The sequence below is a fragment of the Neobacillus niacini NBRC 15566 genome (assembly GCF_001591505.1).
Classification (GTDB): domain Bacteria; phylum Bacillota; class Bacilli; order Bacillales; family Cytobacillaceae; genus Neobacillus; species Neobacillus niacini.
In genome coordinates this window covers 75,340-97,637 of sequence record NZ_BCVA01000004.1, presented here as the reverse complement: position 1 = coordinate 97,637, position 22,298 = coordinate 75,340, and the positions used below count along the sequence as shown (strand labels likewise).

General features: G+C 40.4%; 18 protein-coding genes and 1 riboswitch. Of the genes, 1 reads left to right on the top strand and 17 read right to left on the bottom strand.

Going from position 1 to position 22,298, the window contains the following annotated elements; translation table 11 throughout:
- Window positions 1-49: 49 nt before the first annotated feature.
- A riboswitch (TPP riboswitch) is annotated at window positions 50-149 on the bottom strand.
- Between the two features lie 573 nt (window positions 150-722).
- On the top strand, window positions 723-2,762 hold the full coding sequence (locus tag BANA01_RS05220) for a molybdopterin-containing oxidoreductase family protein (protein WP_034674595.1): 2,040 nt from the start codon (window positions 723-725) through the stop codon (window positions 2,760-2,762).
- Between the two features lie 108 nt (window positions 2,763-2,870).
- Here BANA01_RS05220 and BANA01_RS05215 read toward each other — a convergent pair whose 3' ends face one another.
- From BANA01_RS05215 to BANA01_RS05135, 17 genes are all read right to left on the bottom strand, one after another.
- Entirely contained in the window at window positions 2,871-3,785 is a 915-nt protein-coding gene (locus BANA01_RS05215) for an ROK family protein (protein WP_034674619.1), read from the bottom strand.
- A 32-nt stretch (window positions 3,786-3,817) separates the two neighbouring features.
- On the bottom strand, window positions 3,818-5,071 hold the full coding sequence (locus tag BANA01_RS05210; protein ID WP_034674593.1) for a sugar efflux transporter: 1,254 nt from the start codon (window positions 5,069-5,071) through the stop codon (window positions 3,818-3,820).
- Window positions 5,072-5,242: 171 nt separating this feature from the next.
- Window positions 5,243-6,622: a glycoside hydrolase family 1 protein gene (locus BANA01_RS05205; protein WP_034674591.1), complete on the bottom strand. Its 1,380-nt coding sequence runs from the start codon at window positions 6,620-6,622 to the stop codon at window positions 5,243-5,245.
- 3 nt (window positions 6,623-6,625) lie between these two features.
- Window positions 6,626-7,588, bottom strand: coding sequence for a 2-hydroxyacid dehydrogenase (locus tag BANA01_RS05200; protein WP_034674589.1), 963 nt, complete (start codon window positions 7,586-7,588; stop codon window positions 6,626-6,628).
- Between the two features lie 219 nt (window positions 7,589-7,807).
- On the bottom strand, window positions 7,808-9,304 hold the full coding sequence (locus tag BANA01_RS05195; protein WP_052106347.1) for an aldehyde dehydrogenase family protein: 1,497 nt from the start codon (window positions 9,302-9,304) through the stop codon (window positions 7,808-7,810).
- 17 nt (window positions 9,305-9,321) lie between these two features.
- Window positions 9,322-10,521 carry an iron-containing alcohol dehydrogenase gene (locus tag BANA01_RS05190; RefSeq protein ID WP_052106346.1) on the bottom strand — a complete coding sequence of 400 codons (1,200 nt, stop codon included), beginning with the start codon at window positions 10,519-10,521 and terminating at the stop codon, window positions 9,322-9,324.
- A complete protein-coding gene (locus BANA01_RS05185) occupies window positions 10,521-11,621 on the bottom strand; it encodes an Ldh family oxidoreductase (protein ID WP_034674586.1) in 1,101 nt (366 codons plus the stop codon). The genes BANA01_RS05190 and BANA01_RS05185 overlap by 1 nt, the downstream gene beginning before the upstream one ends.
- On the bottom strand, window positions 11,599-12,294 hold the full coding sequence (locus tag BANA01_RS05180; RefSeq protein ID WP_034674584.1) for an RraA family protein: 696 nt from the start codon (window positions 12,292-12,294) through the stop codon (window positions 11,599-11,601). Before BANA01_RS05180 ends, BANA01_RS05185 begins: the two co-directional genes overlap by 23 nt.
- A 34-nt stretch (window positions 12,295-12,328) precedes the next feature.
- Entirely contained in the window at window positions 12,329-13,387 is a 1,059-nt protein-coding gene (locus BANA01_RS05175) for a LacI family DNA-binding transcriptional regulator (RefSeq protein ID WP_034674582.1), read from the bottom strand.
- Window positions 13,388-13,442: 55 nt separating this feature from the next.
- The gene (locus BANA01_RS05170; protein ID WP_082799401.1) at window positions 13,443-14,345 is read right to left on the bottom strand and encodes a carbohydrate ABC transporter permease; all 903 of its coding nucleotides are present in this window, start codon (window positions 14,343-14,345) and stop codon (window positions 13,443-13,445) included.
- 10 nt (window positions 14,346-14,355) lie between these two features.
- Entirely contained in the window at window positions 14,356-15,246 is an 891-nt protein-coding gene (locus BANA01_RS05165; protein WP_052106345.1) for a carbohydrate ABC transporter permease, read from the bottom strand.
- 77 nt (window positions 15,247-15,323) lie between these two features.
- Entirely contained in the window at window positions 15,324-16,625 is a 1,302-nt protein-coding gene (locus tag BANA01_RS05160) for an ABC transporter substrate-binding protein (protein WP_034674578.1), read from the bottom strand.
- Between the two features lie 99 nt (window positions 16,626-16,724).
- Window positions 16,725-17,585, bottom strand: coding sequence for an NAD(P)-dependent oxidoreductase (locus tag BANA01_RS05155; protein ID WP_034674574.1), 861 nt, complete (start codon window positions 17,583-17,585; stop codon window positions 16,725-16,727).
- 121 nt (window positions 17,586-17,706) lie between these two features.
- The gene (locus BANA01_RS05150) at window positions 17,707-18,435 is read right to left on the bottom strand and encodes an RraA family protein (protein ID WP_052106344.1); all 729 of its coding nucleotides are present in this window, start codon (window positions 18,433-18,435) and stop codon (window positions 17,707-17,709) included.
- A gap of 462 nt (window positions 18,436-18,897) precedes the next feature.
- Window positions 18,898-20,337, bottom strand: a complete 1,440-nt coding sequence (locus tag BANA01_RS05145; protein ID WP_063251968.1) for a glycoside hydrolase family 1 protein — start codon at window positions 20,335-20,337, stop codon at window positions 18,898-18,900.
- A gap of 207 nt (window positions 20,338-20,544) precedes the next feature.
- Window positions 20,545-21,750: a hypothetical protein gene (locus BANA01_RS05140; RefSeq protein ID WP_063251967.1), complete on the bottom strand. Its 1,206-nt coding sequence runs from the start codon at window positions 21,748-21,750 to the stop codon at window positions 20,545-20,547.
- A complete protein-coding gene (locus BANA01_RS05135) occupies window positions 21,750-22,220 on the bottom strand; it encodes an RNA polymerase sigma factor (protein WP_063251966.1) in 471 nt (156 codons plus the stop codon). Before BANA01_RS05135 ends, BANA01_RS05140 begins: the two co-directional genes overlap by 1 nt.
- Between the last annotated feature and the right edge of the window lie 78 nt (window positions 22,221-22,298).

Genomic DNA, 22,298 nt, shown 5'->3' with positions numbered 1-22,298 from the left:
CTGCATCCCACGGGAATGCAGTCGAATCATATCAACGTTGAACGAACGATAATCTTCTCCTGCACTTCCCCACGCTAGTATTATCTAGATCGGGTCATAAGGGTCGGACAAACGTCCTCTCAGCCAAAAAAGCTCCCCTAGTGCAAAAACCGTATGCAATTTTTCGTTGCCCTAATAATATGATAAATTTTCCAATATGTAAAGTGATTCGTATTTTGTGCCTTTTGGTGCCGCCTTTTTGGTGCCTGTCACCGCTCGTGGACACTGTCCACCTCAGGCGGACAGTCTTTATCAAAAAAAGTGGAGAGAGTATCTCTACCCTTTGGCTCTCATTTTGAAACTACTTACCTCATACTTGGGTCAACTGTGGGGATCATTTTTGTTTCTGCCTCATGATAACTTGTGGAGAATCCATTTTTGAAATGATCTTTTGCTAGAACCATGATTATACAGACTCGAGGCATTTTAGGTGTCCAAGACACCGTGCTGTTTACTCCAAATTCCTTTACAGATTAGAAATCCGCCACCGTTGGGGTCTTACCTTGACTCCCTTGAATTTAAATAAATATCATTAGTCCTATTTACTTGAAAGAAAATTTTATGCACTTATACCACCTTCATAGCTGTCATATCATGAAAAAAAATATACAATGATGTATAAATGGTGCCTGTCACCATAGGTTGTCACCAAAGGTGGGTCACCACAGGGGAGGAGACTCTATATGGAGAAACAAGGGGTTTTTAAATCGGTTTGCCCGTTAGATTGTCCAGATCAATGCGGTTTGCTGATACATAAGGTTGATGGAAAAGTGGTGAAAGTGGATGGTGATCCGGATCATCCGGTCACGAAGGGGAATATTTGTAATAAGGTTCGGCATATGGCGGAACGGCTTTATGATGAGAACCGCTTGAAATATCCCATGAAAAGGGTTGGACCTAAAGGGGAAGGTAAATTTGAACGGATTAGCTGGGATGAGGCCATCACTACAATAACCTCCAAGTGGAATTCAATTATCGAAACAGATGGTCCAGAAAGTATTCTCCCATATAGCTTTTATGGGAACATGGGACATCTTAATGCCGAGGGGATGGACCGCCGTTTCTTTCACCGTTTAGGAGCATCACAATTGGACCGGAGTATTTGTTCCTCAGCCGGCTCTGTTGGCTATAGATACACGATGGGCGGCGGCCTCGGCATTGACCCAGAAGATACGATTCATTCCAAGCTCATTATTTTTTGGGGGATTAACGCTGCTAGTACCAATATGCACCAAGTGGCGCTTGCACAGAAAGCCCGCAAACAAAATGGGGCTAAAATCATTGTCATAGACGTCCATAAAAATCAGACCGGAAGATTAGCAGATTGGTTTATTCCGATTTTGCCAGGGACTGATACAGCACTGGCACTAGGAATCATGCATATTTTATTTGCTGAAAATAGGGTAGACGACTCCTTCTTACACCAATATACAGTTGGCTCTGAGGAACTGCGCGAGCATGTTTTGCAATATGACCCTATTACGGTATCAACAATCACGGGAGTTCCTGTTGAGGATATTTATAGGCTTGCTAGAATGTATGGCAGTACCTCGCCTTCCTTTATTCGGATTGGCAACGGTCCGCAGCATCATGACAATGGCGGAATGTTCGTCCGTACAGTTTCATGTCTTCCTGCTCTTACGGGTCAATGGCTCATTAAAGGCGGCGGTGCGATTAAAGGAAATTCAGGATATCTCGCACTGAACACAACAAAATTGCAGCTTCCGCGGTTATTGAAGAATAAACAGACAAGGGTCATTAACATGAATAAGATTGGTGAGGCTTTGCTGACCTTAGATCCTCCTGTGAAATCCTTATATGTTTATAGCAGTAACCCAGCGGTAGTAGCTCCAGATGGCAATAAGGTAAGGAAAGGGCTTGAGAGAGAGGAATTATTCGTGGTCGTTCATGATTTATTTTTAACGGAGACGGCCAAATATGCTGACATTGTATTGCCTGCAACATCGTCTTTTGAGAATACAGATGTCTATACATCCTACTGGCACCATTACATTCAAATTCAGCAGCCAGTAATAGATGTTTACGGGGAGTCAAAGTCCAATGTCGACGTGTTCCGGTTGCTTGCAAAAGGAATGGGCTTTGAAGAAGCTGCATTCGTTGACTCAGACGCTGAAATGATCAAGCAAGCCCTAGACCAACCTGCGAATCCCTATTTGGTTGGAATCAATTATGAAAGTTTAGTAGAGAGGCAGTTTCTAAAAGCGAAGGTAAAACCACTGTTTCCAGGAAAGTTGCGTACACCGAGCAGGAAAATTGAGTTGTACTCAAAAAGGATGAAAGCAAACGGATATCCTCCACTGCCAACTTACATTCCTTTAGAAAATGATGGGGATCATCCTTATCATTTTATTCCAGCACCAAATCATAATTTCTTAAACTCTACCTTTTCTAATAATCACAAGCACATCGACCTTGAAAAAGAACCTCGATTGCATATGAACAGTAAGGATGCCGAGGCTTCCGGGATTGAGGACGGGGATTTGGTTCGTGTCTGGAACCAGCGCGGGGAATGTGTATTAAAAGCGAAAGTAGGAGAAAATGTACTTCCAGGAGTGGTCGCTACCCAGGGACTCTGGTCAGATATTGAAGGCACTAAACAACTCGTCAACAACCTGACACCAGACCGAATCGCCGACATGGGCGGCGGTGCAACCTTCTTCTCCGGACGGGTCAGCGTGAACAAAATATACAGTCATGCATAAACGGTGACAGGCACCGCTTACTGCACCACTAACAACACCGTAAACCCCCAAACAGATTATCTGCTTGGGGGTTTCATATTAGGGTGATTTTCCTGTGACGGTGTTCATTTAGTTTCTTATTTTGCTTTCATTTCTCCTTTGCAGGAAGTGGTATAGCACTCCGATTAAGTTGGAGTCATTTCCAAATTGGCATTTTTCTACTTTGACATCCAGAGTGTGGGTTTTATTTTTCATTTGGCCTAGTGTTTCGTTGATTTTGTCAATGAGGTCCGCTCGTTCGCTGATGGCACCGCCAATTAATATTTTCTCTGGATCAATAGCATACTGCAGGTTAAATATTCCAACTGCCAGACGTTTGATAAATTTATTGATTTCATCTTGCACTTCTTCATCACCATCATCCGCGATTTGAAACACCTTTTTTCCATCCAGTGAGACTGGCTCCATCCCCTTCCGTTTCGCCACTCTCTTAATCAAAGCACCTGTAGCTCCTAATGCACTCCACGCCTCTCCAATAGGCTGCTCCAAATAGTCTTCCATAATCATAAAACCAAATTCCCCGCCATGCAGATTTTTACCTCGGCGAATCTTTTTATCTATCACTAATGCGCCGCCAATTCCAGTACCCACTACGATGCAGATATAATCCTTTACCATCTTTGCTGCACCGAGCCAGCCTTCTGCCAAACCTGCACAATTGGCGTCATTTTCAAGTTCCACTGGTAAATAAGTAACATCCTGAATAAGCCTTTTAATATTCGGTCCATGCAGATAAGGGATGGCACTAGCTCCTTCTATATGTCCTTTTTCAACATCGACTGCTCCTGGCACACTAAGTGCAATCCCTTTTATATCTGCCTTTTGCTCATAGCCTTTGACAATGCAATGAATGGTATCAACAAATGCCTCCAGACCCTCTTTTGGGGTTGGAATAGATGACTTTTCGATAAATAATCCTGTTTCATCCATTAGGGCATATTTAATAGCAGATCCTCCAACATCAAAAACTGCATAGTAATTCACCAATTATTACTACCCCCAGTCTCCCATATTTTTTATAACTCCTGAACTTTTGGTTTGCTCCTGGAACACTTAATTTTCTCATTTCCAAAGAAAGTAAAAATCAGAAAGCCAACTCCAGCAAAAAACGAATAAATATTGATCATATTTTCATAGCTTATAAACTCTGAAAACAGTCCGAACAACAGATAGCCAACAGTGGATCCAATTTTGGTTACATTCATATAGAGAGTGGTTGCCGTACCCGGTGCCTCAGGAATAAAATCCTGAAAATACGATATGGCTAGACCTGCAGTAATGGAAACGTGAGCTGCACTTATCAATTGAAGCGGATAAATTTGCCAAGGCTCTGTAACAAACCCAAGCAAAAGGAAATAAGTGAAAGCTAATCCATATCCAATTTTCACCAATAGGGCATTATCGGTTCGTGTTGCCCACACACCGACCGCGATCATCATTGGAACCTCAAAAATTGGTGGTACACTAAAAATTACCCCTACATCCATTTCCGACCCATTCAATACTTTCGTAACGAATTGGGGCATATTTAACATATGGATAGAGGTTGCTGCAGATAGCAATAATGCAGCGGCAAGATTTACAAAAATATGCGGCTTGACGATCCATCTAGTTACCTTAATCTTATCTTTATCAGTTAATACCTGCTTGGCAACATCCTTTAATAAAAGAACAATGGTTAACAGTGCTAGCAAATGGCTGGCTGCTACCATTAAGAACAGCCCCTTAAAGCCGATCGTTAAAAGCAGCCATGCTCCTAAGGCTGGTCCTACCGTCCAGGAAAGAGCAAAAAACATGCGGAAAACATTCATGATTAATGGAGTTTTGCTGCTTGGCATGTTATTTTCCCTCAGGATATCACGAGCATAGGCCCATAATTGGGGAACGGAAGCGGCCGTTGCCCCAAGCAGAAAAAAGGCCGTAAATGCCAGTGCAAAATAATTCCTCAAAAAAGCAAAGAATGTATATCCTAAAACTCCAGTCAGGGACGTTAGAATTAGTAGCCTTTTCCTACTAATACTCGTATCAGACCTTTTGGCGATCAAACTGCTAATCGATACGCCGCCTATGGCCAAAAGAGTCATAAAAATTCCAAAGGCTGTATTACTCATTCCGACCTCATCAATCCCAAATAACGAGGAAAAAGGTACAAAAAAGGATGTCGATAATCCAAAGATAAAATTTAATAAGAATAGGACTGGAAAAGAAGGAATTCTCCATACAAACAAAACGTTTTCTTTCAGGATGGAAAATACAGCTTTCTTCATCATTAATGATCAATCCTATCCATTTAGTTGCCCGGATTATTCATCCAAACAAGCTTTGTTTTTCTTATGAATCAACTACTACACTTCAAAATCACTCAATACTAATTGATTTAACATAGGCGGCTTCGTAATCCTCCAATTGAATTGCAACTAGACGTTATCAGCCAAAACAATTTACTTAAAATCTAATTCCGCTCCGTTTGTTGCAATTACTCGTTTATACCAATCAAAACTCTTTTTCTTATACCGCCTTAAATCTCGTAAATCTGTTTCGCCACGGTTAACATAAATGAAGCCATACCGTTTCTCAAATTGACCTCCAGAGCTAATAAGATCCGTGGAACCCCAAGTAAGATAGCCGAAAACGTCGACTCCCTCTTCTATTGCAAGCTTCATCTGCTTAATATGTTCACTTAAATACTGAATACGATAATCGTCGACTACAGTGTTAGTTTCATTTAATTCTTCGCGGACACCAATTCCATTTTCTGTTATAAAAATTGGCAGCCGATAACGAGCATGCATATCTTTTAAGGCTACTCTTAGTCCAATGGGGTCAATGGACCAGCCCCATTCATTTGCTTTTAAATGGGGATTTGGAGTAACCCCTTCAATAAGATGGCTGCCATCGATGATTTCCGCACTCACCGTTTGGCTTTGATAGTAGCTGATACTTAAATAATCAACGGTGTTTGCCTTTAATAACTCTGCATCACCATCTTCAAATACGGGCATAATTCCTTTTCTTTTCAAGTTACGTGTCACGTAAGCCGGATATTCTCCATGGCTAAAAACATCAAAATAAAAATCAATTAAAAGCTCTTTTGCTTTCATATTAGCAATGGCATCTTCAGGCTTACAGGTATTGGGATAGGTAGCCATATAGGTAACCATACCCGCCATTTGCCCTCCTGGTACAAGTTCATGAAGCGATTGAACCGCTTTGGCGTGGGCAATAAAAGCATTGTGGGTGACTTGATAGCGTAAAGCTTCTTCATTTTCTGCATCCTCTGTTTTTACACCCCAAAATTGAGGGTTTGTTAATACAAGGTTTTGCTCGTTAAAGGTTAGCCAATATTTTACCTTGTTCCTGTAGCGCGTAAACACCGTTCGTGCGTAAGTATGAAATAAATCCACCACTTTTCGTGAAGCGAAGCCGTTATATTTTTCTTCCAGCGCAAGCGGCAAATCAAAATGGTAAAGGGTCACAATCGGTTGAATTCCATTTGCAAGCAACTCATCAAACAAATCATCATAAAACTGCAGTCCCTTTTCATTTACTTCACCTTCACCGTCTGGAAAAATTCTTGACCAAGATATACTCGTCCGGTAAGCAGTAAAGCCTAATTCTTTAAACAAAGCAATATCTTCTTTATAACGATGATAGAAATCAACGGCAACCTTCCAGTCAGATTGTCCTTCCTTAATTGGACGAGCGTCGACAATGGAAGGCCCCTTTCCATCTTCATTCCAGGCACCTTCCGTCTGAAAGGAGGTCACTGCCCCTCCCCAAAAAAATCCATCTGGTATCACATTCCCATGTTTATTTTCCATATTTCACACCACCACGTGTTTAGGAGTTTGATTTTGAAGGGCTAAAAGCAGGTTATCTGCTGCTAAATCGGCCATTTTCATTCTTGTCTTTATACTGGCGCTGCCAATGTGAGGTAATGTGACTACATTCGGAAGAGAAAGCAATGGGTGATCAAGTGAAACGGGCTCTTGTTCAAAAACATCAAGTCCTGCAGCCCATATTTCTCCTTTTTTTAATGCATGAAAAAGGGCTTCCTCATTTACAATTCCACCACGTGCGGTATTAATTAAAATCGCAGTGTTTTTCATTAAGGATAATTCACGGGAACCAATAAGATTTTTTGTTTCTGGTGTGTAAGGCGTCATAATACATATAAAATCGGACTGCTTTAATAATGAGTCCATTTCTGTAAAGGTTAGGTTCAATTCTTCCTCTAAATCGTACTTGCGGCTTCGGTTATAATAAAGGATATTCATGTCAAATCCACGTGCTCTTTTAGCAAGTGATGCGCCAATTCTTCCCATCCCAATAATACCTAAAGTAGCCCCGTAAATATCCTGCCCGGTTAATTGCATAGGAGACCAAGTTTTCCAATTCCCGTTTCTTAAATAATCGGAGGACTCTACTAATCTCCTTGAAGCAGCCATCAGGAGTGCAAATGTTAAATCAGCAGTTGTCTCAGTTAAAACACCAGGTGTATTTGTGACGGTAATACCTTTTTCCTTTGCCGCTTCAATATCGACATTGTTGTAGCCAACCGCCATGCTGCTGATCACCTTCAGCTGTTCAGCTTTTTCTAGTAACTCCCTGTCAATATTCTCTGTAAGCAAGCAGAACAGTCCCTCTACATCTTTAATTTCTTCTTCTAACACCACGCGTGGTACAGGAATATCATCTTCGTCCCACATCCTGACTTGACAATAATCTTCTATCTTAGTCACAATCTCTGCAGGTACTTTTCTCGTAATATATACCTTTGGTTTCATCTCGTGGTCCTTCCTTTCCCATACTCTCTACTGGTTTTAACCCTCATTCTTATATGGCCTCACATATATCTTTTGCAGAAATAGACCCTTTAATCGGATCTGAAGCAATGACTACTTTCATCTCTATCCCTTCTTAACTTTTTCACAAAAAAAGGAACAGGAACAGTCAGCCATAAAATTCCGGATAACTGTGCCTGTATAGATGGTTACCTTAATAGATTAATATTCAAAGTAAATCACTTTTAAATCCGTAAAAAACTCCACATTCGAATTGCCGATTGAAAATGCTCCGGCACCCGATTGCTTTACTCCTCCAAATGGAGCATGAGCTGCACTAGCTGTACCATGATTAATATGAACCATCCCTGCTTCAACATCTTCAGCAAATTGATAAGCAGAGGAAACTTTATCAGTGAAAATAGAAGCCGCCAATCCATATTCCACATTATTCGCCACTTCTAGTGCTTCTGTCTTATTTTCCACCTCAATCACACAAAGAACGGGTCCAAAGATCTCTTCCTTTGCCACTCGCATTTCTGGAGTAACCAAATCTAAAAGGGCTGGTTTCATGAAGGCTCCTTCGGAGAATTCACCCTCGGTCAAAACTTCGCCTCCAAAACGAAGGCGGGCACCTTCTTCCAAACCAACTTTAATATATTCTTGAACAGAATCTAAATGTCTCTTATTAATAAGGGGACCCATCGTAGCATCTGATTCCCAGGCTGACCCTACTTTTATTTTCATAATTTCTTGAAGAAGCGCTTCTGTAAGCTCTTCCCTCTTCTCTTTGACCACAATAACACGGCTAATAGAAGTACAGCGCTGACCGCTAGCCGCAAATGCAGCGGAAACAATTTGTTTTGCAACAGCTGCAGGATCTGTATAATCTAGAACGACAGCCGGATTCTTACCGCCAAGCTCAAGCTGGGTTTTCGCTAATCGTCCTGCTGCCTTCTGGTTGATTTCTAGACCTAGGTTAGAGGAACCTGTGAAGCTAATTCCTTTTACAAGCGGATGATTCACGAGCGGGTCACCAACCTTTGAACCACTGCCGACAACTAGATTGACAACACCATTTGGTACACCTGCTTCTGCTAATAATTCCATCAGCTTTACCGATGTCCAAGGTGTTACCGAAGCTGGCTTATAGACAACGGTACAGCCATATGCCAGAGCGGGAGCAATTTTTCTAACAGGCGTGACAACCGGGAAGTTCCAAGGAGCAATGGCTGCAATAACACCTATTGGCTTGCGAATGGTAGAACTCCAAACATTGCTTCGTTCACCCGGAAGCGTACTTCCCTCAATGCGAAATGCTTCTCCTCCGCAAAACCGTGCTTCTTTTGCTGCACGGTATACCTCACCTTTAGACTCAGCCAGCGTTTTACCCTGTTCAGCAGAAAGCATGTAGGCTAATTCTTCCACATTTTTTTCAAGCAAATCTGCTAGACGGAATAAAATCGCTCCCCTGTCTGGTCCAGGAAGCTTGGACCAACTCTTAAAGGCTTCGTTCGCCGCTTCTACCGCTTGATTGACATCATTTTCTACTGAATCCTGAAACGTTCCTAACAGTTGATTATTTTTTGCTGAATTGTAAATCGGGAAGGTCTTCCCACTTGAACTCTTCACCCATTCACCATTAATAAAGTTACCGTATTCCTTTGTCTCACTCTCTCTTAACCAGTCAACCATACTCGAAGTCGCTGCTACAGTCATGGTAATCACTCCAAATTTTATAGATTATTGATCAATACTTTTTCTTTAACGTTAGGAACCATAAGTGCCCTGCAAATATTCTTCAAGTCTTCCTTAGTTGTTTTAACCGGATTAACTGGCACATTACCAGACAAAATGGCTTCATCGACAATCAAGTCAAGATGTTCTTCTGTGACACCATAATCTGATAAAGTTTGTGTAATACCAATATCTTTATTTAATTGGCGAATCGCAGATACTGATCGCTCAGCTGCTTCTCTTACTGACAACGAATCTGTGTTTTCACCAAAGATTCTCGCGATTTCTGCAAATTTATGTTGATTTCCAATAATATTAAACTTCATTACCTCAGGTAAAAGAATCGCGTTAACAACACCGTGTGGAATTTTAAAATAGGCTCCAAGCGGCATAGCAAGAGCGTGTGCCAATCCCAGCCTTGTGGTATTGAACGCCATCGCAGCAATTGTGCTTGCCAAAAGCATATCATGGCGAGCCTCAATATTTTCACCTTGAACAACTGCCAATCTAAGGCTTTTTGCGATAAGAGTCATAGCTTGAATGGACAGCGCTTCTGAGATCGGCTGGGTAGCTTTATTTACATACGATTCTAGTGCATGTGTTAAAGCATCCATTCCAGTGGAAGCGGTGAGATGAGGTGGTAATGTAATCGTCAATTCTGGATCACAAAGAGCCAGAGCCGGACAATTATACATGCTGCCAACACTTAATTTTGCTTGTGCAGTTTTATCGGATAATACAGAAAATCTTGTCATTTCACTCCCTGTCCCTGCAGTAGTCGGAATCGCAATAACAGGAGCACCAGGTCCTGGTACCAAATCAATTCCAATATAATCACGAATATTGCCAGGATTTTTTAACATTAGCCCAATGGCTTTTGCCGTATCAAGAGCACTTCCGCCGCCAACACCGACAACAAGATCACATCCGTTTTCTTTAGCAAGTTCAGTACCGCTATCCACCGACTCAATCGTTGCCTCCATGCCGACTTCTGTAAAGATGGTATATGGAATTCCAGCAGTCTCAAGCGGAGCTTCCAATCTTTGAACAATCCCCGCATGCAATACACCTGGGTCGCCGACAATTAGGACCTTTGTTCCGCCTAGCTTCAATACATGCTCATTCAATTTATTTACATAGCCCCTGCCAAATTCTATTGCTGTCGGAACCTCATAACGAAAATTAGTTAATGTCATCATTAGTTAATTACCTCCTTGTGCTCTAGAACATTTTTTTCTATAAATGCAGCTTTTGATAGATCGACCGCATATCTTTTTCCAATTTCATCAAGTTCTTTCACTACTTTATCGGGGAGTTCAATACCATTTTGCTGACGCTCTAACGTCTTTCGTAATTCAAGTTCTCCAGGGATGAGAATTTCTTCAACACCATCTGCTTTAGGTTCCGCCTTAATTTCAGATATGTAGCGATCCATACGTTCCTTGAACAATTCAATTGGGATAAAACGGTTAATATCAATAGCAATAAAAATATGGCCTACGTTTTGGGGCTCCTCCCAATTCTCATACATATTGTTCACGTACTTACCGAAGCCCGCACCTGTTAAGACACCAGCTAAAATATCTATAAACATTGAAATGGCGTAACCTTTAGGGCCACCTACTGGAAGAACAGCCCCGTCTAGCGCTGCCTCGGCATTTGTCGTTGGAATTCCGTCCTTATCCACTGCCCATCCTAGTGGAATCTCTTCGCCTTTTTGAGAAGCAACAATAATTTTTCCTCGTGCGACAACACTTGTAGCCATATCTAACAAAAATGGGGGCTCATTTCCCGCAGGTACACCAATCGCCAATGGATTTGTTCCGATGAACGGTCGTTTCCCTCCCGTTGGTGGCATGGTTTGTGAGGCATTAGACATCACCAATAAAATCATGTCTTTCTCTATGGCCTTTAATGCATAGTAAGCACCAGTCCCAAAGTGATTCGAGCCTTTTACCCCTACGATAGCAGCTCCCCGTTCTTTTGCTTTTTCCAAAGCAATCTCAACCGCCTTTTTCCCGACTACCGCTCCGATATTGTTGTTTCCATTTACTAACACTGTTGCAAAATCCTCTGACTCCACTGTAGGGACAGCAAAAGGATTCATCATGTTTTTTTCAATTCTTTCTATATATATAGCTGTTCGGACAACACCATGGGAATCGACACCGCGCAGATCTGCTTGAATTAAGGATTCAGCTACAGTTTCAGCATTTTCTTTCGAAACCCCTGCGTTTTTAAACACCTGGAAACAAAATTGCTGTAGTTTTTCCCAATCAAACCTGTTTGGCAAGGTCATTCAGCTCACAGCCTCTCTGCTTTAGTGTTTCATCTACCCAGCTTCTATCTACTGTACCGTTTTCAATAGAATCTAAGATTTCCTTTTCACGAATCTCCTGAGCTTTGACCTTGTGAAGAACCTCTTCTGCGAATTCATATGGAACCACTGCCAAGCCATCCTCGTCACCGACAATTAAATCCCCTGGATGAACAAGCATGCCATCAACTACAATCGGGACGTTAACTTCACCTGGACCATCCTTATAAGGCCCGCGATGAGTCACACCTTTAGCATATACGGGGAAATTGTCTCTTTCGAACGCACCCAAGTCTCTAATGGCGCCATCAATAACAAAGCCGGTAATCCCTTTTTTTCTAGCAATCTGCATCATAATTTCTCCAACAATGGAGTTGGTAGTATCCCCGCCTGCATCTACAACAATAACATCACCCGGCTCTGCCATATCAATCGCTTTGTGAACCAGCAGATTATCACCAGGTCTAGTTCTCACTGTCAAGGCAGTTCCTAACAATCTGCCTTCTTTATGGTAAGGGCGTAGATTACTGCCTATAGCATAGACCCTATTTAAATTATCACTAATGTGAGGAGTTACAACATTTCGATATTGCTCGACAACTGACCTTTCTACTTTCCTTTTCATAGGTAAAATTCTAAACCCGATATTAGCCATGTATTACTCCTCCTTTTTTGATCACAATCCAGTTTTAAAGATCCGTGTACTTCGCTGAATGGGCTCTACCGCTCTTTGTTGCTCCACATGAATCTCGAATAATTAGTGATGGAGCTAAGGAAACAATTTCTGATGCTATCTTCTTTCTATCTTTCTTTGATTCAATCATTTGAATCAATTTTCTAGCTGCCATTTCTCCCATTTCATAAGCAGGCTGCTTGACGGTGGTTAGGGATGGATTTAGGTACTTCGACCAAACTGTTTCATCATAACCAACCAAAGCAATATCGTCCGGAATCTTCCTGTTAATCTTATTAATTCCCTCTAGGACTTCCAGTGTCATGAGTGAATTTGTAGAAAAAATTGCATCGGGTGGGTTACTCCTGGTCAGCAGTTTTCGAACCGCTTCCTCCACTTCCCCTTTTTTCTCATTTATAACCTCGATTAATGAAGGATCAATTTCTATTCCGTTCTCTGTAAGTGCTTGCTTGTAACCTTCTAATCTTTCAATTCTTGGACTCACCCCATCAGGTGGATAGAGAAAAATCGCGATTTTCTTTCTAGCCGATGTAATTAAATGATTAACAGCTAATTTTGCACCTTCAATATTATTAACGGTGATGGTGTTTACATCCATTCCATAGATTTTCCGATTTATGGCAACAAAGGGAAATCCATTATTCGTAAACTTTTGATATAGTTCAATGTTTTGGAGTGTAGGATTCACCAGCATTCCATCCAATTGACGACTTTCAAAAGATCGAAAATGCTCTTCTTCCAATGCTGCATTATCATTTGAATTGAAGATCATTAGATGATAACCAAGGTGATGACAAGTGTCTTCAACCCCTTCAAGTACATTTGCCCAAAAAGGATTTTGCAAATTGGATAAAATTATCCCAATAATATTTGTTTTGGTAAGTTTTAAACTCCTAGCCAATGCATTGGGTTTATAATCCAGTTCTTCAATTACTTTTAACACTCTTTTTACCGTTTCTTCGGTGTTCTGTTCATAGTTACCATTAATAATCCGTGATACCGTTGATTTGGAGACTTTAGCCATTTTAGCAACATCTGCAATCGTTAGTTTCATATAATAACCCCATTAGTAGAGTAATTTGGTGGAAAAATTTACTATCACTATAATTTTACCCCTTAACTCCACCAGCTGTAATACCTTCAATCAAATATTTCTGGAAGAAGATAAATACTGCAAACAAGGGAATTAATGATACTGTAGACATTGCGAATAATGATCCCCAAGAGCTTTCCCCCATAGAGTCTACAAACATCCTTAGTCCCACTGCTACTGTGTGTAATTTGATATCGCTTAAATAAAGAAGCTGTGAGAAGAAGTCATTCCATGTCCAAATAAAGGTAAAGATCATCGTTGTAATTAATGCAGGTAAAGATAGCGGCAAAATCAGTTTCCAGTAGATTCTGATTGGTCCGCACCCATCCATTTTCGCTGCTTCTTCTAATTCAAGCGGAATAGTACGCATAAACTGGACCATTAAGAAAATAAAGAACCCTTCTGTTGCTAAAAATTTAGGTAAGGTCAGTGGCAGAAACGTATTGATCCACTCCAATTTATTAAACATAATGTATTGGGGGATAACCGTAACATGGAATGGCAGCATCAAGGTTATCAGCATGATGGCAAATAACACCTTTTTGAACGCAAAGTCTAGTCTTGAGAATGCATAGGCTGCCATGGAACAAGAAATAACATTTCCAATAATCGCCATAGTGCAGATGAAAAGGGAATTTTTAAAAAAGGTTGCAAACGTATATCCTGATATACCATTCCAGCCTTTTATATAGTTGTCAAAGATGATTTCTTTTGGAAAAAAGGACGTGCCTTTGAAAATATCTAGATTATCTTTAAAAGAACTGCTTACCATCCAAAGAAGGGGATAGAGCATGATGATTCCAACTGCGATGATGATGATATGCGTAAGGATTATCGACAGTTTCACCTTACTTTTCTTCACTTCTGTTTTTACAATATCAATATTGTTGGTTTGAATAACTGCTTTACTTGTTTCCATTTTCTCCCCCCTATTCTTGGTAAAACACCCATTTTTTCGATGTACCAAAAATGATTGCCGTAATGATGGCAATAGCGATAAGTAAAATCCAGGCCATTGCGGCTGCATAGCCCATATCGAAATGCGTAAATGCCTTTTGGTAGAGGTATAAGGTGTAGAATAAGGTTGAGTCTAATGGACCCCCTTCACCACCACTGACAATATAGGCTGGAGTAAATGCCTGAAAGGCATGAATGATTTGCATAATGAGATTAAAGAGAACAATCGGTGAGATCATTGGGAGCGTAATCTTGAAAAATTGTTTAAATTTGCCCGCTCCATCAATTCTAGCTGCTTCGTATAACTCCAATGGCACCTGTTTTAAACCTGCTAAAAAGATAACCATCGGTGCACCGAACTGCCATACAGCTAAAATGACAAGCGTATAAAGAGCGGTGTCAGGTGAGGAGATCCAATTGGTGCCTTCAATTCCAAATAAAGCAAGCCCGCGATTAATTAATCCTTCGCCGCCAAACAGCTGACGCCATAATAATGCAACCGCAACACTGCCGCCAAATAAAGAAGGAACATAATAGACTGCCCGGTAAAATTTTAGTCCTCTTAAACCACGATTTAGAAGAAGAGCAACTCCTAGGGCAAACATAAGCTGCAGCGGTACACTCAACATCACGTAGATAGTTGTTACTTTGATACTCGCTAGATACTTAGAGTCTTCGAACATTTGTGTATAATTTTCCATACCAGTCCATACCGGAGAAGTAAACATGTCATAATTAGTAAATGATAGATAGAGAGATGTTACCATTGGAATTAAACTGAGACCCAATAAGCCAATAAGCCATGGACTAAGAAACATATAAGCCACCGCATTTCTTCTCCAAGCTTTCTTAAACGTTTGCATAACCCAACTCCCCCTTCGTATGTAATTTAATGGAAAGGAGGAATTTGCATCCCTCCATCCCCAAATCCTTCTATTTCTTATTTAAGAATACTTTCAGCTTGCTTCATAAATTTATCGGCAGCTTCTTCAACAGACATTTTTCCAAAGGAAATTGCTGACGCACTATCCTTAAATGCTGCTTCTAACTCTGTAACACCTGCAGGGGAATATGGTGCAGGTGATGCATTCTTGACCGCTGATTGAATAAATTCAACCGCTTTTGTTTGTGCTGGCTCAAGCAGCGGCTTTACAAAGTCAGCCATTTTAGTAGAACCAGGTGACCCTTGTTCAACCTTAAATAATTCCAATGCCTTTTCTTCATTTACGAAAAAGTTAATGAATAGCGCTGCTTCTTTTGGATGTTTAGATTTTTGTGTGATACTTAAGTAAGCACCCTCGATATACTCACCTTGTTCGCCGCCATCTACAGTTGGCATTGTAACCATTGCCAATTCACCATCAGGGAACTGCTGCTGATAAAGGTAAAGCTGGTTTGCTGGAATTTGGTGTATCGCAGTCTTTCCTGTTACGAATAAGTTCTGCTCTAATGGAGCTGATTCATATTCAGTTCCAGTAGCCGCATCTGGAATCGCCTCCGCTTTGCGAAGCTCGTCCCACATAGTCCACCATTTAACAAGCGTTTCTTTTTTAAATCCTAGCTTTCCTTCTTTGGTGAATAAATCTTGGCCATTTGATCTTGCAAAATAACGGAAGTTTGGCTGAAGCTGTCCACCGCTAAAGTCCTGAACTCCCCAAATACCTTTTGACTTTAACTCTTTAACTTTTGCCGTAAAGTCGTCATAGGTCCAACCTTGCTTTGGATATTCTACTCCTAGTTCATCAAATAGCTTTTTGTTGTAAACCAATCCTGGCATTGTAACACCTTGAGCAATCATGTAAAGCTTGTCGTCTACCTTACCGCTGTTCACAACAGATTCAGGAAATTCACCCTGATTAATCGTATTTTCTTTTACATAGTCACTAAGCTCTAAAAGTGCATTTCTACGTGCATAATCGGCCACATAGAATTGGTGCATGCTGACTACGTCTGGAGCATTCCCACCAGCGATTTGAGTGGTTAACTTCTCCCAGTATTCTGGCCAGCCGCCAAATTCTCTTTTTACTTTAATATTTGGATATTTCTCTTCGAATCGATCGACAATGGCGTTATACAATTCGTGACGTTTTGTATCTCCCCACCAAGTAAAGCGAATTTCTACTTTTTCGTCCTTGCCGTCGCCCGAAGCCTCTTTGCTGCTATCACCACTGCTGCACCCAACTACCCCAACTAAAAGAAACACAGAAATCAATGAAAATATAAGTGCTCTCAATTTTTTCATTAATGATTCTCCTTTAAATTAAGTTTTTATAATTTTTTGTGCTCTTTTTGAATTTTTAAAATATTGGTAGTGCTTACATTATTAGTGTAAAAAATTTTATTATGATAAGAGCTTCTTCCCTATTACTGCAAAATCGAGTTCGCCATTTTCTTGTGATTCCTTTTCAAAGAGTTCAAGTACATAGGAGGCAAGAGGCAGCACTTTTTCGGCACCTTCATTTACAGCAATTTGAATGTCTTTCTTCATTAAGTTCAGCTTAAAACCCGGTGCATAATTTCGCTCTGAAAGCGTATCAAACTTATTTTGAAGCATCCAGGAAGCGCCGGAGCTTTTTCCAACTACTTGTTTAACTACCTCTTTATCAATCTCCAGTTTTTCAGCAAGAGCAACAGCCTCCGCTGCAGCCGCCATATGAATACCAGCAAGCATTTGGTTAATTGCCTTAATAGCTTTCCCGGCACCGATTGCACCGACTAAGTATATATTTTCAGCCATTGCATTAAGTAAGTGACGACAATCTTCTAAGAGTTCAGTATTCCCGCCTGCCATTACCGTTAAAGTACCATTTTCTGCTCCAATGGTTCCTCCGCTCACAGGGGCATCTAACACGCGCGCTCCCTTTTCATGGTAAGCGTTATTCACCTTTTTCATCATTTCAGGTGAACCAGAAGTCATTTCTATCAAAATATGGTCTGGTGTAATACGTCCTAGCATGTCTTCAGATAATAGAACGGCTTCCATCTCATGGTCAGCTGGCAAAATACTAATTAAAACTTGACAGTTTGAAACAATCTCATCAACTGATCCGTGTTCAATCGCGCCAAATTTCGTTAATTCCTCAACCGGTCCCCGATTTCGGTGAGCCGACACATGTAATTCAAAGCCATTCTTAATCAGGTTTTTTGCCATTGGAAGTCCCATCGCACCAAGCCCAATAAAACCTACACTTCTAATTTCCATGTAGTAGTTCCTCCTATAATATAAGGGCTAATAGAATGATAGAGAAACTTTCATTCTATTAGCCTTCTTTACTAACCAATTGTCATATTAAATCGTAGTTTTTGAGTAGGGGCATTTGCTTTTATAGAACGGTTTCGTCTAAGTCCCAGCCTAACGCTTCATAATGCTTCTTACGGCCTGCTTTGTCGCCTTTTAGCTCTTGGTGCGCATATTTGGCAACCTCATATGCTAATTTTCTTGGAACAACGACAACTCCATCACCGTCAGCGACGATAATGTCACCAGGGTAAATGGCAACGCCGCCGATTGCAACAGGGATATCTTTTGAATCATAGCGGATACGAGCTTGGTCCATTCCTTGTGAAACGAATTTTGACCAGACAGGAATTTTTTGTAAAATAACTTCATCGGTATCGCGGATACCGCCGCCATTTGTTAAGTAACCCACGCAGCCTTTCTTCTTAAAAGCTAGGGTATTATTAGATCCAAGAATACCTACATCGACACCGCTTACATCCATAACCATAAAGTCGCCTTCTAAAATCTCTTCTCCCCAAGGATCATTACATACTTCACGGTAGTACCAATTAACCCACTCCGTATACTCATCGCCTGTTAACCTTGGAGCTGGCCCTTCATATGGCATGTAGCGAGCTGTTCTAGCAATCCCAACAACTTTTGTACGGTATAAAGGTTTAATGCTGTGATGAACAGTTCCATATCCATGCATTCCAACCCAATCCATTCCGTCACGAACATCTGTTACACGTAAATCTTTGTACAGTTCAAGTATTTCTTTGCGATCATCTTTCGTAGTTACTAGAGTTGAGCTTTGTACTTTTTCAGACATTGTTCATCTTCCCCTTTATTTTAGATTTATTAAAATAATTGCTGCTTCAAAAACGATGATTTAATTGACAACCCTCCCTATTATGTAAGCGTTTGAAAAACTTTAGAAACAGAGTTCCTATAGCCAAACTATTTGTCCTGACAAGATGAAAGTGCTTTAGGAAATCGATTTTGGAAATCGGTTTTGGAAATCGGTTTCCTTGATTTAGAATTTATCATCCGAGCTAAATTTAGTCAATTTTAAATTTTCGACCAATTCTGACAAGGGTTATGGAATTTATTGTATTTAAATAATAAAATTAGGAACTTCTACCTAGGTTATTTTTTCTTAAAGAGGTTAACTGTGTATATTTTATTTTGTGAATCGTGAAACATAGAGTTATGGAAAAATAGCAAAATCATTTCAAAAAAAAATAAAAAAATCCCTCACAAAAAATGTTGAGGGTGACTGCAAAGATAAAATTTATCGTTTTTCTCCATTTGATTCTATGACTTCTTTGTACCAATAAAAGCTTTTCTTTTTGATCCGGCGAAGATCGTGGTTACCTTCTTCATGCTGATTGATATACACAAATCCATAGCGCTTTTGGAACCCGTTTAACCAACTTAATAAATCAGTGAAAGACCAGACACAATAACCTAACATCTCCACTCCATCAGTGATTGCCTCTTGGATGGCATTAATATGGGTACGGATAAAATCGATTCGATAATCGTCATTGATAACATCACCATCCTCCACTTTATCAAAAGCCCCAAGCCCATTTTCACTAATTAATATTGGCAACTGATAACGATTTGCAATTCTACGTAGTGCAATTCTTAGACCATTGGGATCAATATTCCAATCCCAATCGGTTTTTTCAAGATTAGGGTTCTCAACTGTTTTATACACTCCCGGAATTCCAGTATCCTTAGAAGTTCCTTTTTTTCCAGTAGTATTCATTTCTCCAGCACCGACGCCGCCTTCTATTGAGTTTTCTTCAAAAGTTGTCGTCTGATAATAATTTAGTCCCATAAAATCAGGTTTTCCATGTTTTAAAAGTTCAAAATCTCCCTCTTCAACAATAGGCGCAAGCCCCTTATTTTCAAGGTAAGTCCATGCAGACTTAGGATATTGACCCCTGGCATAAATGTCCATCCACCAATGGCTCCTTAATTCCTCTGCATTTTCAGCGGCGAGTATATCTTTTGGATGGGAAGTGAAAGGATACGCTGGTGAATAGGCGAAACTTGGACCGATTTTGCCATCAGGAACATACTTACGAAACTCCTTAATTACACTGGCATTAGCAAGATTTGCATGGTGATTAACCTGATAGAACAATTTGTCATCCTTTACGCCTGGCGGATGTGCCGCCATTTGGTATCCGAGCATTGTAAAAATATTTTGTTCGTTTAAGCTAACCCAATATTTCACACGATCCCCAAACCGTTTAAACAGTTCTACACTGTAGTTCGTAAAGTCTTCGACTATTTTACGAGACTCCCAGCCGCCATACTCATCCTGTAGAGTCTGTGGTAAATCCCAGTGATATAATGTCAGAACAGGTTCTATATTATTTTCCTTTAGTTCATTGATTAAATTGCTGTAGAACTCGATTCCCTTTTCATTTAAAACACCTTTACCGTTTGGAAAAATCCGTGTCCAGGCAACTGAAAAGCGATAAGCCTTCATTCCCATCTCTGCCATCAGCTGGACATCCTCTTTATAGCGATGATAGTGATCGACTGCTACATCACCTGTTGTACCTTTAAACGTTTTACCAGGAATTCGGACAAACTGGTCCCAGTTGGAAACACCCTTGCCATCAGCATCCCACGCTCCCTCTACTTGATATGCAGCGGAAGCAGCTCCCCATAAAAAAGACTTAGGAAATGGCTTTAACTCTTTATGTAACATGATCCGTCCCCCTTATTCTGATAATTCTATTTATTCTAATATTATAAATATTTTTTTTAAAATGTATAGACATTTAAGTATAAAAGGAAAATGGCAAACTCTACCTTTTGTAGATATTCAGAATGGTAACACAGATTAGTGACAGGCACCGGCCCAGTTAAAAACCCCAAGCGAAGCAAGCGCTTGGGGTTTGGTGTTACCGTGTGTTTATAATGTAAGCTCTCCCACGTTTTGAAGTGCTACTCCTGTTTCATGCTTACTTCTTTCTTCTTCTATTGTTCCTGTATTGAGTCGGATGATATTTTGAAGGACACCTTTTAGTTTTTTCTCGCGTACCAGGACTTCTCCTAAGATATCTAATGTGGATACTTTGGATCGAAGCGCATCTTCGCTAACATCATTATCAAGGATTAGCTGGCCGTTAACGATGAAATTAGCTGCCTGGTCTAAGGCTTGGAATTGATCGTTTGACCATATTTCTTTCCCTTCAATTAAAATAAATTTACTTTCGTAGGATAATACTTCTGTTTCCATCAAACTTAATAATTCATAAACAAGATCTTCGACTTCCTCGCAGCAAACGATGATTGAAGTGGAATGAATTTTTTCAATGGCTTTCGTCAGCATTTCTCTTGAAACATCGCTTTCAATAATGATCGGTTTATGGGTGTACCATTTTTTTTGTTGGAATCTGCGAATCGAACGGGCATTTAAGCGCAGAGGTTTTTCAAGCACTTCATACCCCGCAGGAAATACCTCCACCTTACAGGTTGCTAAGGAAGCTGCTTTTTTATATAAATAGGTTTCTTGGTTTTCATAGAGTGAAATTTTCCCGTTTACCTCTAACTTATTAATTTTTTCATTAAATTGATCAAGATTAAGGTCCTCTGCAAATGTGAGCAGCCCATTGACCACTAAATATAGAGACTCATCAATCGACTGTAAAAAGGAATTAGTTAATGTGAACTTACCATCCTCCAACCGAGGAGGTGCACCATCATAGGTTTCAACTTCACCAGTGCCTTTGGAAAGCATATTAACGACAAGACCTGTGAGGTGTGAAGGACAATACACTTTTCCGTTTACCATCAAATTTAACTGCCCTGCCTGAACTTGGTCTGGCTGCACATCTTGATCAATAATCACTATGCCGTTTACAAGGAGAAAAACGGGGTCTGCAATAGAAGAAAGATAGTTTTGATTGAGATGAAAAACCCCATTAAATAGGCGGAAACCAGCTGGAATCTCTAAGCTTGCTCCTATATTTCCAATATTTAACTTTGTTAATAAATGTGCATTTTCTTTTCCATAAAGTACAAGTCCTGCGTTTTCAATCCGTTCGATCTCCTTAATGCTTTCTTCCGTAGCATTCACCAAGTTTAACAATCCCACATTTCCAATTCGTTGACTCATTATTTTTCCTCCTCTAAAATGGTTCGTAGTCGTTTGATGGCGAGATGAAGCTTATAGCGTACCGTTGAGGCAGGAAGCCCTAACTGACCGCCAATTTCCTGACTCGAAAGCCCTAACCAATATCTTTTAAAAATTAAATCACTTAAATCCTGTGGCAAATGTCCAAGTAACTCCGTTATTTCTAAGTGGCTGACACCGGCCTCCCGTATCGAAAAATCAAAATCATCTTCCCAAGCAGTCAATCGCTGTTCTTTTCGACGATCATCAATCAGCCTATTTTTCATGACCCGGAAAAACCATGCACGCTGCTTATAATCCGCCAGGCTAAGGAGTTCGGGTTCATTGAGCGATTTTATCATGGCATCCTGAACTAAGTCATTCGCCTCCTGCTCATGCCTTGCAATAGAGCGGGCAAAACGGAACAGATCATCTTTTAACTTTTCATATAAATCACTCACGTCGACTTTCACATTGACCACTCACTTTTATTCATTTTTATTATTTAGTGAAAATCTTTGCCTTGTGTTGAAGAATTAGGTTGTTTTTTA

Coding starts and splice junctions, on each gene's coding strand:
- BANA01_RS05220 (WP_034674595.1), top strand. CDS start 723: ATGGAGAAACAAGGGGTTTTTAAATCGGTTTGCCCGTTAGATTGTCCA.
- BANA01_RS05210 (WP_034674593.1), bottom strand. CDS start 5,071: ATGATGAAGAAAGCTGTATTTTCCATCCTGAAAGAAAACGTTTTGTTT.
- BANA01_RS05205 (WP_034674591.1), bottom strand. CDS start 6,622: ATGGAAAATAAACATGGGAATGTGATACCAGATGGATTTTTTTGGGGA.
- BANA01_RS05200 (WP_034674589.1), bottom strand. CDS start 7,588: ATGAAACCAAAGGTATATATTACGAGAAAAGTACCTGCAGAGATTGTG.
- BANA01_RS05195 (WP_052106347.1), bottom strand. CDS start 9,304: ATGACTGTAGCAGCGACTTCGAGTATGGTTGACTGGTTAAGAGAGAGT.
- BANA01_RS05190 (WP_052106346.1), bottom strand. CDS start 10,521: ATGATGACATTAACTAATTTTCGTTATGAGGTTCCGACAGCAATAGAA.
- BANA01_RS05185 (WP_034674586.1), bottom strand. CDS start 11,621: ATGACCTTGCCAAACAGGTTTGATTGGGAAAAACTACAGCAATTTTGT.
- BANA01_RS05180 (WP_034674584.1), bottom strand. CDS start 12,294: ATGGCTAATATCGGGTTTAGAATTTTACCTATGAAAAGGAAAGTAGAA.
- BANA01_RS05175 (WP_034674582.1), bottom strand. CDS start 13,387: ATGAAACTAACGATTGCAGATGTTGCTAAAATGGCTAAAGTCTCCAAA.
- BANA01_RS05170 (WP_082799401.1), bottom strand. CDS start 14,345: ATGGAAACAAGTAAAGCAGTTATTCAAACCAACAATATTGATATTGTA.
- BANA01_RS05165 (WP_052106345.1), bottom strand. CDS start 15,246: ATGCAAACGTTTAAGAAAGCTTGGAGAAGAAATGCGGTGGCTTATATG.
- BANA01_RS05160 (WP_034674578.1), bottom strand. CDS start 16,625: ATGAAAAAATTGAGAGCACTTATATTTTCATTGATTTCTGTGTTTCTT.
- BANA01_RS05155 (WP_034674574.1), bottom strand. CDS start 17,585: ATGGAAATTAGAAGTGTAGGTTTTATTGGGCTTGGTGCGATGGGACTT.
- BANA01_RS05150 (WP_052106344.1), bottom strand. CDS start 18,435: ATGTCTGAAAAAGTACAAAGCTCAACTCTAGTAACTACGAAAGATGAT.
- BANA01_RS05145 (WP_063251968.1), bottom strand. CDS start 20,337: ATGTTACATAAAGAGTTAAAGCCATTTCCTAAGTCTTTTTTATGGGGA.
- BANA01_RS05140 (WP_063251967.1), bottom strand. CDS start 21,750: ATGAGTCAACGAATTGGAAATGTGGGATTGTTAAACTTGGTGAATGCT.